The following is a 13,490-nucleotide window of genomic DNA, read 5'->3' as shown; positions in this document are numbered from 1 at the left end:
GGGGGAACGGATCAGGATGGGTCGCCAGTCTAGCGGAAAGGCTGCTCCGGCTCAATTTGAATGCCACCATCTGCCCTTCTCGCGCCACCATCCGATGCACCGTCATAACGCATCAGGCCCGCCATGGCGGGCCTGATACGTGACGTCAGTTCACCTTTACACTTCCAGGAAATCAAGAATCCCTTCAGCGGCACGGCGCCCTTCATCGATGGCGGTCACCACCAGGTCGGAGCCGCGCACCATGTCACCGCCAGCGAACACCTTGGCGTTGGTGGTCTGGAAGGCATGACGCTCGGCGCTGGTCGCGATGCGGCCACGCTCATCGACGGCGATGTCGAAGTCGGCGAACCACGGTGCAGGGCTTGCCTGGAAGCCGAAGGCCACGACCACGGCATCCGCCGGCAGAATCTCTTCAGATCCCGGCACCACTTCCGGACGCTGACGGCCATTGGCATCCGGCTCACCCAGACGGGTGCGCACGACCTTGACGCCTTCGACCTTGCCATCGCCGACCACTGCCACCGGCTGACGGTTGAAGAGGAAATCGACGCCCTCTTCGCGAGCATTGGTCACCTCACGGCGTGAGCCCGGCATGTTGGCCTCGTCACGACGGTAGGCACAGGTCACGCTTTCCGCGCCCTGACGGATGGAGGTGCGGTTGCAGTCCATCGCGGTATCACCACCGCCGAGCACCACGACCTTCTTGCCTTCCATGGAGACGTAATCCGCCGGGTCCTTCTCGAAGCCCAGGCAGTGATTGACGTTGGCGATCAGGAAGTCGAGCGCCTTGTGCACGCCCGGCAGATCCTCGCCCGGGAAGCCGCCACTCATGGCGTTGTAGGTACCCATGCCCAGGAAGACGGCATCGTATTCCTCGAGCAGCGCATCGAAGGTCACATCACGCCCGACCTCGACATTGAGACGGAACTCCATGCCCATCTCTTCGAAAATCTCGCGGCGACGCGTCATCACGCCCTTCTCGAGCTTGAACTCCGGGATGCCGAAGGTCAGCAGACCGCCGATTTCCGGATGGCGATCATAGATCACCGGACGCACGCCATTGCGCACCAGAATATCGGCGGCACCGAGACCCGCCGGGCCTGCACCGATGATGGCGACGCGCTTGTCGGTCCAGCTGACCTTGGACATGTCGGGACGCCAGCCCATCGCGAAGGCGGTGTCGGTGATGTACTTCTCCACCGAGCCGATGGTGACGGCACCGAAGCCGTCATTCAGGGTGCAGTCGCCCTCACAGAGACGGTCCTGCGGGCAGACGCGACCACAGACTTCCGGCAGCGAGTTGGTCTGGTGAGAGAGCTCGGCAGCTTCGAGGATGTTGCCCTCGGAGACCAGCTTCAGCCAGTTGGGAATGTAGTTGTGTACCGGGCACTTCCACTCACAGTAGGGGTTGCCACAGCCCAGGCAGCGATGTGCCTGGCTGGCGGCTTCTACCGGCTTGAACTCGGCATAGATCTCGTTGAACTCACGTGCGCGCACGCGAGCATCTTTCTTCTGCGGGTCCTGACGACCCACATCGATGAACTGGAAGTCGTTGGCGAGCTGATTGGCCATGATGAATCCTCTCTCAAAATCCGGGCACCGTCGCGGTGCGGGCCCTCACCCGAGGCATGCTTGGGTGAGGGATGCGATCACTCCGGTTGACGCCGTGACTGGTCCAGCAGGCCGTTGAGGCTTGCCGCCTTCGGCTTGACCAACCAGAAGTGACGCACGAAGTCAGGGAAATCGCGCAGGATGTCGCGCCCGCGCTCGGAGCCGGTCTCGGCCACATATTCCTCGATGACTTCGCGCAGATGGCGACGATAGGCCTCCATGGCTTCGGTATTGATGCGGTGGATTTCCACCAGCTCGTGGTTGTACTTGTCGACGAAGTCGCGATTCTCGTCCAGCACGTAGGCGAAGCCGCCCGTCATGCCCGCGCCGAAGTTGACGCCTGTCTCGCCCAATACGCACACCAGACCGCCGGTCATGTACTCACAGCAGTGGTCGCCCGCGCCTTCGATCACGGCGTGCGCACCGGAGTTGCGCACCCCGAAGCGCTCGCCGGCGGTGCCCGCGGCGTACAGCCGTCCGCCGGTCGCGCCGTACAGGCAGGTGTTGCCGATGATGGCGGTCTTGTGGCTCTCGAAGCGCGAACCACGCGGCGGCACGATGGTCAGCTTGCCGCCGTTCATGCCCTTGCCGACATAGTCATTGGCGTCGCCTTCCAGATGCATCTCGAGTCCGTGCGCGTTCCAGACACCGAAGCTCTGGCCTGCTACACCGGTCAGACTGACCTTGAGCGGCGATCCTGCCAGCCCGGCCTCGCCATAGCGCTTGGCGATTTCACCCGAGACACGCGCACCCACCGAGCGGTCACAGTTGGTGACATGGAAGCTGAACTCGCCACCGCTGCGGCTGTCGATCGCCGATTCCATCGCGGCCAGCATCTCAAGATTCTTGGCACCGGGATCATGCGGCTCGTTGCGGCTGACCTGGCAGAACTGCGGCGCATCCTTGGGCACGAAGTCATTGCCCAGCAACGGCGTGAGGTCGAGACGACGCTGCGCGTTGGTCTCGCCTTCCAGCACTTCGAGCAGATCGGTACGACCGATCAGGTCGGTGATCTGACGCACGCCCAGCAGCGCCATCAGCTCGCGCACTTCCTCGGCGATGAAGCGGAAGTAGTGCTTGACCATCTCGACGGTGCCGCGGAAATGCTCGTCACGCAGCGCCTGGTGCTGGGTCGCGACACCGGTGGCACAGTTGTTCAGGTGACAGATACGCAGGTACTTGCAGCCCAGCGCGACCATCGGCGCGGTGCCGAAGCCGAAGCTCTCGGCGCCCAGGATCGCGGCCTTGACCACGTCCAGACCGGTCTTGAGGCCGCCATCCGTCTGCAGACGGATCTTGTGGCGCAGCTGGTTGATGCGCAGCGCCTGATGCACCTCGGGCAGCCCCAGCTCCCACGGGGAACCGGCGTGCTTGATCGAGGTGATCGGGCTGGCCGCGGTGCCACCGTCATAGCCGGAGACGGTGATCAGGTCGGCGTACGCCTTGGCGACACCGGTGGCGATGGTGCCGATCCCCGGCTCGGAGACCAGCTTGACCGAGACCTGCGCCGACGGATTGACCTGCTTGAGATCGAAGATCAGCTGCGCCAGATCCTCGATGGAATAGATATCGTGATGCGGCGGCGGCGAGATCAGTGTCACCCCCGGCACGGCGTAGCGCAGACGTGCGATCAGGTCGTTGACCTTGCCCCCCGGCAGCTGACCGCCTTCACCGGGCTTGGCGCCCTGTGCGACCTTGATCTGCAGTACCTCGGCATTGACCAGGTACGCCGGTGTAACACCGAAGCGACCGGAGGCGATCTGCTTGATCTTGGAGGAGCGCACGGTGCCGTAACGCGCCGGGTCTTCGCCACCCTCACCGGAGTTGGAGCGCCCACCGGCCTCGTTCATGGCCTGAGCCAGCGCTTCATGTGCCTCGGGAGACAGCGCGCCAAGCGACATGCCGGCGCTGTCGAAGCGCGGCAGCAGGGACTCGACGAACTCGACTTCCTCGATCGGCAGCGGCTCGGCGACCGGCTTGAGAGTCAGCAGGTCACGAATGGTCGCCACCGGACGCTCGTTGACCAGGCGCGCGAATTCCTTCCAGTTGCCGTAGTCACCCTGCTGCACGGCCTGCTGCAGCTTCACCACCACATCCGGGTTGTAGGCGTGGTATTCACCGCCATGCACGTACTTGACCAGCCCGCCCTGCTTGATGCGCTTGCGCGGCAGCCAGGCTTCACGGGCCAGCAGCTCCTGCTGGAACTGCAGCTCTGCAAAGCCGGCGCCTTCGATGCGCGAGGCCATGCCGGTAAAGCACATGTCCATGACTTCACTGTTGAGGCCGACCGCCTCGAACAGCTGCGAGCCTCGGTAGGAGCCGATGTGCGAGATGCCCATCTTGGACAGGATCTTGTAGAGGCCCTTCTGCATGCCCTTGCGATAGTTCTCGCGGGCATCTGCCGGGTTGCCGGACAGCTCGCCAGTGCGATGCATGTCAGCCATCACCTGATAGGCAAGGTACGGGTAGACCGCCGTGGCGCCGACCCCGAACAGCACTGCCATCTGGTGCGCGTCACGCGCATAGCCGGTCTCGATCACCAGGTTGACGCGCGGGCGCAGGGCCAGCGCACCGAGGTGATGATGGATGGCGCCAGTCGCCAGTGCGGCATGGATCGGCAGCTGCCCCTTCTTCAAGCCACAGTCGCTGAGTACCAGGATCACCTTGCCATTGCGCGCCGCTTCCTCGGCCTGCTGACAGAGGCCCTTGAGCGCCTGCTTGAGGGAGTCCTGCGCCGGATCGTAGTGCAGCTTGAGCGTCTGCGAGGTGAAGGCCGGATCTTCGTGATTGACCAGCGCATTGAACTTGCGCGGTGACAACACCGGCGTGGTCAGGATCAGGCGATGCGCGTGTTCCGGCGTCGCGTCGAAGATGTTGAGCTCGGCACCACAGCAGGTCTCCAGCGACATCACGATCGCTTCGCGCAGCGGATCGATCGGCGGATTGGTGACCTGGGCGAACTTCTGACGGAAGTAGTCAGTCAGAACGCGATTCTGGCGCGACAGCACGGCCATCGGCGTGTCATCGCCCATCGAGCCGACCGCCTCCTGACCGCTCTCGGCCAGCGGGCGCAGCAACTGATCGCGCTCCTCGAAGCTGACCTGGAACATCTTCTGGTAGACGTCCAGCTGATCGGCATCCATCGGCTGGAAGCGCGCCAGCTCGGTCAGCGCTGACTCGAGATAGTTGGCGTTCTCACGCAGCCAGCGCTTGTAGGGATGTGCGCCCTTGAGGCGCTCACTGACCTGATCGGTGTGCAGCACTTCACCGGTCTCGGTATCGACGCCCAACACCTGACCCGGCCCGACGCGCCCCTTGGCGACGACATCTTCCGGCTTGTAATCGTAGGTGCCGATTTCGGAGGCCAGGGTGATGAAACCATTGCGCGTGATGACCCAACGCGCCGGACGCAGACCGTTGCGGTCCAGCATGCACACGGCATGGCGACCGTCGGTGAGCACGATGCCCGCCGGGCCGTCCCAGGCCTCCATGTGCATGGAGTTGTATTCGTAGAAGGCACGCAGATCGGAGTCCATCTGCTCGACGTTCTGCCATGCCGGCGGCACCATCATGCGAATGGCGCGATAGATATCCATGCCCCCGGTCAGCAGGACTTCCAGCATGTTGTCCATGCTGGAGGAGTCGGAGCCGACGGTGTTGACGATCTCGTCCAGCTCGGCGATCTCGGGCAGCTGCTCGGAGACGAAGTTCTCCTTGCGCGCATTGGCCCAGCCGCGGTTGGCCTCGATGGTGTTGATCTCGCCATTGTGGGCGAGGAAGCGGAACGGCTGGGCCAGCGGCCAGCGTGGCGCGGTGTTGGTCGAGAAGCGCTGGTGGAAGACACAGATCGCGGTCTCGAGACGCGGGTCGCCCAGATCCTTGTAGAAGCGCGGAAGATCTTCCGGCATCACCAGGCCCTTGAAGGAGATGACCTTGCTGGAGAGCGAGCAGACGTAGAAGTCCTCTTCGCTCTTCAGCGCCTGCTCGGCATAGCGACGCGCCATGAACAGATCGACATTGAAGGCGATGTCAGTACGCTCATCGGCGGCGCCGACGAAGACCTGACGGATGCGCGGCAGGCAGTCGCGGGCCATCGGGCCGCACACGCTGTCATCTACCGGCATTTCGCGCCAGCCCAGCACCTCGAGGTTGCGCGCGCTCAGCGCCGACTCGAAAGCATCACGCGCGGATTGTTCACGCGCGTCATCATCAGGCAGGAAAAGCGTGCCGACGGCATAGCGAGCGCCCAGTTCCAGCCCGAGGGATTCTCGAGCGATCTGGCGCATGAAGCCGTCCGGCATCTTGAGCAGCAGGCCACAGCCATCGCCGGTCTTGCCATCAGCGGCAATTCCGCCACGGTGAGTCATGCAGGTCAGGGATTCAATGGCGGTCTGCAGCAGTTCGTGGCTCGCCTGCCCTTCCATATGGGCGATCAGACCGAAGCCGCAGTTGTCGCGGAACTCTCCCGGATGGTGGAGACCTTTGTTCATGGGGCGTGCCTCACGGAGAAATCATGTGTCCAGATGCTTTTTTTCAAGCATTTTCCCGGTTATAGTTATCGGTTATCTTTATTTTTATACCTGCCGATAGTGGCGCCATCAGTGTCGCTACACGACGCCAGATTTCCCTCGAGCATATCCCCCAGCTTCCCGCCTGCGCAATTCTCCACAGGTCGCCCATCGACCAAAAAAACCTGACAAAACCGAAGGTTAGAAGAACCCCCAACCAAAAAACCCTGTAGGCTCAAGCGCTTAGCGGGTAGACATGCCTCATGAATTTCGCCTTGCAACTTTAGTATTGGTTGAATAAAAAACAGCGTTTTTATTCGATCTGCCCCATACCGATTACGCATACGGCATACCAATTCAGGAATCACGCTCCACCAATGACTCCGCCACGGCGCGCTGATACTTGCCAAAAGACAAGTCGCCAAAAGAAAAGCTGCCAAAAGAAAAGCTGCCAAAAGAAAAGCCGCCACCCAGAGGGTGACGGCTTGCGTGATCGTGCAGCGCCCATGAACCAGCCAATGGCTGGCCGAGATGTCAGCGAGAGCTGCGTGGCCAGTGCTCCAGCATGTCGGCCAGCACGCCGGCTGGCGCCTCTTCGGTGATCACCGCGCGGCCGATGCGCTCAAGAAGGATCAGGCGCAGGCGGCCATCGACATTCTTCTTGTCCAGCTGCATGTGCTTCAGGAAGTCCTCGACGCCCATGTCTTCCGGAGCCGCCAGCGGCAAGCCCGCCTTGGCGATGATGTGCGAGACACGCTCCACATCCGCACTCGACAGCCAGCCCATGCGCGCCGAAAGCTCAGCCGCCATCAGCATGCCGGTGCCGACGGCTTCGCCGTGAAGCCAGACGCCATAGCCCTGATCCGTCTCGATGGCATGCCCGAAGGTGTGACCCAGATTGAGCAGCGCACGCACGCCCTGCTCGGTCTCATCCTGCGCCACGACATCCGCCTTGATGGCACAGCTGCGGCGAATGGCGTCACCGAGCAGGGTCTCGTCCAGCGCCATCAAGGCCGTCATGTTGTCTTCCAGCCAGCTCAGGAAGCTTTCATCCCACAGCAGACCATACTTGATGACCTCGGCCATGCCCGCTGACAGCTCACGCTGCGGCAATGTCTTGAGGCTCGCGGTATCGATCAGCACCAGACGCGGCTGCCAGAAGGCGCCCAGCATGTTCTTGCCGCGCGGATGATTGACGCCGGTCTTGCCGCCCACCGAGGAATCCACCTGCGACAGCAGCGTGGTCGGCACCTGGATGAAGGCCGCACCCCGCTGATAGCAGGCCGCCGCGAAGCCGGTCATGTCACCGATCACACCGCCACCGAGGGCGATCAAGGTGCAGCGGCGATTGAAGCCGGCCTCGAGCAGGGCATCCCAGATCAGGCCGATGCTGGCCATGTGCTTGGTCTGCTCACCGTCGTCGAGGATGACCTCGCGGATATCGAGCCCCTCGCCCAACGAGGCCTTCAGTGCGTCCAGATACAGCGGTGCCACTACGGTGTTGGTGACGATCATCACCTGACGCCCCGCAAGGTGCTCACGAATCAGATCACCACGTGCGGTCAGGCCCGGCCCGATATGAATGGGATAACTGCGCTCGCCGAGCGCGACATCAAGACGATGAGCAGGTGCCAGGGACATCAGAATTCTCCTTGGGCGAAACAGGTGACAGCGACTGATGCCCGCCAGGGCCACCAGCCGCTGATGAGACTAGCCAGGGGCGTGCAACGGGTTCGCCAGCGCCTTGATACGGCGCCGAATCTCGTTGGTGACCGCCCGAGGACTACGACGATCGGTACGCACGATGATATCGGCCGTCTCGCGGTAGAGCGGGTCACGCAACTCGAACAGCCGCTTGAGCACCCTCCCGGGGTCATCCTGCTGCAACAGCGGACGATTGCGATCACGGCCGGCTCGCTTGAGCTGCTGCTCGACAGGCGCGTAGAGATACACGACAGTGCCGCGTTCGCGCAGTACGCGCCGATTGGCCTCCGCCATGATCGCGCCACCACCGGTGGCCATCACGACTTCCCTGAGCGAGGTCAGCTCATCGATGACAGCCTGCTCACGCTCACGAAAGCCGGACTCGCCCTCGACGTCGAAAATCCACGGAATGCTGGCTCCGCAGCGGTCTTCAATCACATGGTCGCTATCGCAAAATTCACGATGCAAGTCGGCCGCCAGCAGGCGGCCGATAGTGCTCTTGCCGGCCCCCATGGGGCCGACAAGGAATACGTTGGGAATCACATGCATCAGCGCACCGCCAGGCCGTCCTCGATGATCTTCGGGGTAATGAATACCAGCAATTCTACCTTCTCGTTGGACTCTTCGGTATAGCGGAACAGATTCCCGATCACCGGCAGGTCTCCTAGGAAGGGTGTCTTGAAGACGCTGCGAATCTGCTCGGAGGTCAGAATGCCACCCAGCACCACGGTTTCGCCATCATTGACCAGCACCTGCGTCTCGATTTCATTGGTATCGATGGCCGGTTCGCCATTGAAGCTGTCATCGGAGACATCATCATTGTTGATCAACAGGTCCATGATGATGCGGTTGTCAGGCGTGATCTGTGGCGTCACTTCCAATGCCAGCACCGCTTCCTTGAACTCGATGTTGGTCGCGCCGCTGGAGGTCGCCTCCTCGTAGGGAATCTCCTGACCCTGCTTGATGACGGCCTTCTTCTGGTTGGCGGTGATGATCTTGGGCTGGGAGATGGTCTGGCTCTTGCCTTCGCTTTCCAGCGCCGAGAGTTCCAGGTCCAGCAGAATATCGCCGGACAGGTAACCGAAGCTGAAGGTGCTTCCCGGACTGCTATCATCCCCCAGATCTACGCTTAGACCACCGTTGCTGGTCGTACCGGTAGACGCGCCTTCCAGGCCGAACTTGCCGTTGCTGCTGTTGGAAAGCCCCCAATTGACACCGATCTCGCTGGAGACGCTACTGCGCGCAATGACGATGCGCGCTTCGATCTGCACCTGACGCACCGGGATGTCGAGGTATTCCAGCGTGCCACGAATGGACTCGAGCGTATCGCGGGTGTCCTGGATCAGCATGGTATTGGTGCGCTCATCGACCATCACGCGGCCCCGCTCGGACAGCAGACCGATACCGCCTTCACCGCGCAGCAACGCCGCCAGGTCCGCCGCCTTGGCATAACGCACCTGGATGTATTCGGTGGTCATCGGCGCCAGTTCCTTGACCTGCTGATTCGCCTCGAGCTCCTTGCGCTCGAGTGCCGCCAGCTCTTCGGCCGGTGCGACCATCAGCACGTTGCCCATGCGACGACTGGCCAGACCGTTGGACTTGAGCACCAGATCCAGCGCCTGATCCCAGGGCACTTCCTTCAGGTTCAGGGTCACGTTGCCTGTGACATTGTCACTGGCGACCAGATTGAGCCCCGTGAAGTCAGCGATGATCTGCAGCACGGAGCGCACTTCGATGTTCTGGAAGTTGAGCGAGATCTTCTTGCCGGTGTAGGGGAACTTGTCCTTGATGCGCTCCGCCTGCTCTTCACGCGTCAGCGGCTTGACCTCAAGCACCAGCTCGTTGCCTGCCTGGGTGGCCAGCTGGGTGTAGTAGCCACTGGCATCCACCACCATACGCACACCATCACGGGTACGCTGCGGATCGATACGGGTCACCGGCGTGGCGAAATCGCCGACATCCAGCACCTGATTCATCTCCGGCGGCAGCTTCACGCCCTTGATGTCGACATAGATCTTGCGCCCGCGCTCGGTGACACGTGACTCGACATTGGAGCGATTGAAGTTGATCACGACGCGGCCTTCACCATCCGTGCCACGACGGAAATCGATACCACTGACGGCCGGCTCGCTTGCCACTTCCAGGGCACGGTTGTCCGGCGGTACGCTGGCGGCGTTCGCCTGGGAGGCAGCCACAGGCTGAGCGCCCGGCGCACCGCCCTGCTCGCCGACGATGACGTAGAGGCTGTTGCCCTCGGTGCGCGTGACGTACGGCTTGGACTGGTTGAGTTTCATGACCAGACGCGTGCGCGAGCCGGCTTCCAGCGCCACCAGCTCGTCCACGCCGCTGAGCCCCAGATCGAAGCGACGCTTGTCGAGCTGACTGCTGGTGTCCAGGAGGTCGATGGTGATGCGCGGCGGCGTCTCGATACGGTAGCCCTTGACCTCCGGCACTCCGCCGACGAAGTCGAGCTTGAGCTCCATACGGTCGCCCCCGAGGGCGGTGAAGTTGAGGTCCTGCAGCGATGACGCGGCCATCGCTACATTTGCCATCAGGCTTCCGACTGCCGCCAGCCCCAGCAGACTCATTCGTTGCAATCGCGTCATGTTCCCTAGTCCCCTGTCTCGCCGTGGCTCCGTTCAACCGTCGGGCTGATCGCGCCTTATTCTTATCGAAGCGTTATGGTGTCGGTCGCCATCTATTGATGGGGCGACCGTTCGTCTTCCGTGACAATATGGCTACTGCCAACGCCAGTGATCTCAACCACCTGTCGACACGGGCTCTTTCAGCGCCATGGCGCGAGACCGCTCTATCCAACCGCCCTGACCATTGGGCACGATTTCCACCATATCGATCTGCGTATCACCGATACGGGTGATCCTGCCGAAGTTGCTACCCATATGGTTGCCGACCCGCACACGCTGGACTTCCTGCTCCGGCGTCAGAATCAATGCCGAGCGCGCGCCATCGACATCCAGGGTCCCGACCATGCTGAGCTGTTCCAACGGCCAGGCTTCCAGTGGCTCACGAGGGCGATCGAGGTCCGGTCGCACACCATTGTCGACGGCTGTCAGCTCCTCTTCGGGCTCCGGCAGGCGTGACTGGAAAGGACTGCGCGCATCCGCCATGTCATAGGTGACGGGATGATACTCGGGTTGCGGCGGCAACTCCTGCACCTTGCCGGAAGGACGCCCCCTCAAGGACTCGAGTTCCCCTTCCAGCGCGCCCAGCTGCGGATCTCCACAGCCCGCAAGCAGAGTGGCCAGCAACACAGTACCCATCACGGCATTTCGACGTGTCATCAGGCTCATTGCTTGCCTCCTGATGTTGCCGGGGTCTGACGATAATTGTAGGTCTTGGCCAGCAGGGAGAGCTCAAGATCATCGCTGTTGGCGACCGGCGTCAGCACGAAATCATGCAGCGTCACGATGCGTGAAAGCCCCGCGACACCGGAAATGAAGGCGGCGATACGATGATAGTCGCCGCGCACCTTGATATCGAAAGGTTGTTCGACATAGAAGTTGCGATTCTCCGCCGGCTTCAGACGAATGTACTCGACCGCCAGCTGGTTGTTGATAGCCGTCTCGCTGATATCATCCAGCAGCGCCGGGACTTCCGCGTCGGTGGGCAGCATTTCCAGCAGCTGCCCCATGCGAGACTCCAGCTCCACCATCTGCTCGCGCATGGCCGGCAGGTTGGCGGCCTTGAACGCCTTGCTTTCGAACTGCTGGAGCAGCTGACTTTCCTGGGCACGCAGACGTTCGAGGTCTTCTGCCTTGGGCGCCGCAAGGAACCAGTGGGACGCCCAGAACAGGGCGCCCAGCACGATGAGCGCCAGCACGGCCTGCAGCGTGACCGGCCAGATGCCGGCTTCCTTCAGGTCAAGATCACGAAAATCCGTCGACTTGAGGCGGCGGATCTCAGCATCGATGAAACTCATCGCCGACCTCCTTTCTTGTCATTTACCGCATCGGCAGCGTTCAGCGCAGACCCCGCCGGGCGCTCCGGAATCGTGATATTGAAGCTGCGCTGATCGTCGTCATTGCTCTGCACATCGGAGAGCGTCGGAGTGCCGAAGGAATCCGACAGGGCAATGGCGCGCATCAGGCCGGAAACCTGACGCGTGCTTTCCGCCGTGCCATTCGCCTTGAGCTGGCGCCCGCTGCGACTGATGCTCTGATACCAGGCACCGTCCACCAGAGACGTCACCAGCTGATTGAAGACCCGCACCGTTTCCGGACGCGAGAACTGCAGACTGCGGATCAGCTCTATCTGGTCGAGCATCTGGGTGCGTCGTGCCTCGATGTCCTCGACTTCCTTGATATCACGATTGAGGCGGGCCATTTCCTTCTCGATGAAGGCATGGCGCTGCTGCTGCGCCTCGAGCTGACTCTGGTAATACTCACTCATGCCATAGCCGCCACCGATGCCGACGACAGCCGCCAGCGCCAGTATGCCCATGAAGCGCTTGCTGCGCTTCTCACGCCGGTCTTCACGCCAGGAAAGCAGGTTGATCTCGATGGTCATGAGCGCTTCCTCATCGCAAGACCGCAGGCCGTGAGCATCGCCGGGGCATCGCCCGCAAGCGCCTGGATATCGACGCGCGGATTGACGCTCATGTGCGTGAAGGGGTTGGCCATGATCACTTCAAGCCCGGTGTGCTCCGCCAGGCCCTCACGCAGCCCGGCGATGGCGGCCGTACCGCCCCCGAGCAGAATGCGCTGCACCTCACGACGCTTGCCGGCGGTGTAATAGAGCTGCAGAGAGCGCGCGATCTGCTGGATGAGCGTCTCGCGGAACGGACCCAGCACTTCGCTGTCATAGGTATCCGGCAGGCCGCCACGCTTCTTGGCCAGGCCCGCTTCATCATTGGAGAGATCGAAGCGATTCATTATCTCGTCCGTCAGCTGACGTCCCCCGAAGACAGCGTCGCGACTGTAGACGATGCGACCGTTCTGGATGACGTGGAAGGCGGTCATCGTCGCACCGATATCGACGACGGCAACGCACTCTTCATTGTCGTAGGTCGGCGGCAACTGATGACGCAGCTCGCCGAAGGCGCGCTCGAGGGAGAAGGTCTCGACATCGACGGCAGCCGGCTCGAGGCCGGCCTGGGAGAGTGCCGAAGTCAGCTGATCGACATCCAGGCTGCGACACGCCACCAGCAGAAGATCCTGCTGATCGGGATTGCGCGGATTGACGCCCAGATGCTGGAAGTCGAACGCGACATCGTTCAGCGGAAAGGGAAAGTGCTTTTCGGACTCGAGCGCGATGCGCTGCTCGATCTCGTCATCGGCGAGATTGGCCGGGAAGCTCAGTGTCTTGGTGATGGCAGCGCTCGCGGGAACCGCGACCACGGCGCGCTTCGAGCGCGGCTGCGCCTGCTCGACCGCGCGCTTGATGGCCAGCACGACTTCGTCCATGTCCCGTATCCGTCGCTCGACGACTGCGCCTTCCTTGAGTGGACGCACCGCATAGCTATCGATCTGGTATCGATTTCCTTGCCTGGACAGCTCCAGGAGCTTCACCGTGGCCGACGTGATATCGACCCCGATGAGTCCCTTGCCGGCGGATTTGAGTCCCAGCAATTGGCGTTCCCCTGCTCTGATGACGATCTTGCCAGACTGGCTGGCCGCCGGTTCCCTGACGACGTTGCCGCGACACCCT

9 protein-coding genes are annotated in these 13,490 nt (G+C 62.1%); all 9 read right to left on the bottom strand.

Annotation, left to right across the window (positions count from 1 at the left end):
• Window positions 1-156: 156 nt before the first annotated feature.
• Window positions 157-1,572 carry an FAD-dependent oxidoreductase gene (locus tag MKZ40_RS12520; RefSeq protein ID WP_043332950.1) on the bottom strand — a complete coding sequence of 472 codons (1,416 nt, stop codon included), beginning with the start codon at window positions 1,570-1,572 and terminating at the stop codon, window positions 157-159.
• 77 nt (window positions 1,573-1,649) lie between these two features.
• Entirely contained in the window at window positions 1,650-6,101 is a 4,452-nt protein-coding gene (gltB, locus tag MKZ40_RS12515; protein ID WP_175089634.1) for a glutamate synthase large subunit, read from the bottom strand.
• Window positions 6,102-6,653: 552 nt separating this feature from the next.
• A complete protein-coding gene (aroB, locus tag MKZ40_RS12510) occupies window positions 6,654-7,760 on the bottom strand; it encodes a 3-dehydroquinate synthase (protein ID WP_175089635.1) in 1,107 nt (368 codons plus the stop codon).
• Between the two features lie 69 nt (window positions 7,761-7,829).
• A complete protein-coding gene (gene aroK, locus MKZ40_RS12505; protein ID WP_175089636.1) occupies window positions 7,830-8,372 on the bottom strand; it encodes a shikimate kinase AroK in 543 nt (180 codons plus the stop codon).
• A complete protein-coding gene (locus tag MKZ40_RS12500; protein ID WP_175089637.1) occupies window positions 8,372-10,429 on the bottom strand; it encodes a type IV pilus secretin PilQ family protein in 2,058 nt (685 codons plus the stop codon). Before MKZ40_RS12500 ends, aroK begins: the two co-directional genes overlap by 1 nt.
• A gap of 153 nt (window positions 10,430-10,582) precedes the next feature.
• Window positions 10,583-11,134: a pilus assembly protein PilP gene (locus MKZ40_RS12495; protein ID WP_175089638.1), complete on the bottom strand. Its 552-nt coding sequence runs from the start codon at window positions 11,132-11,134 to the stop codon at window positions 10,583-10,585.
• The gene (locus MKZ40_RS12490; RefSeq protein ID WP_043332958.1) at window positions 11,131-11,763 is read right to left on the bottom strand and encodes a type 4a pilus biogenesis protein PilO; all 633 of its coding nucleotides are present in this window, start codon (window positions 11,761-11,763) and stop codon (window positions 11,131-11,133) included. The genes MKZ40_RS12495 and MKZ40_RS12490 overlap by 4 nt, the downstream gene beginning before the upstream one ends.
• On the bottom strand, window positions 11,760-12,350 hold the full coding sequence (locus tag MKZ40_RS12485) for a PilN domain-containing protein (RefSeq protein WP_175089639.1): 591 nt from the start codon (window positions 12,348-12,350) through the stop codon (window positions 11,760-11,762). The genes MKZ40_RS12490 and MKZ40_RS12485 overlap by 4 nt, the downstream gene beginning before the upstream one ends.
• Entirely contained in the window at window positions 12,347-13,411 is a 1,065-nt protein-coding gene (gene pilM / locus MKZ40_RS12480) for a type IV pilus assembly protein PilM (RefSeq protein ID WP_175089640.1), read from the bottom strand. Before pilM ends, MKZ40_RS12485 begins: the two co-directional genes overlap by 4 nt.
• Window positions 13,412-13,490: the final 79 nt, after the last annotated feature.

Source organism: Cobetia sp. BMC6, from assembly GCF_029991385.1.
In the GTDB taxonomy this organism is placed as follows: Bacteria; Pseudomonadota; Gammaproteobacteria; order Pseudomonadales; family Halomonadaceae; genus Cobetia.
Note: the sequence above shows the minus strand (reverse complement) of the source record. Positions and strands in the feature narration are given on the sequence as shown.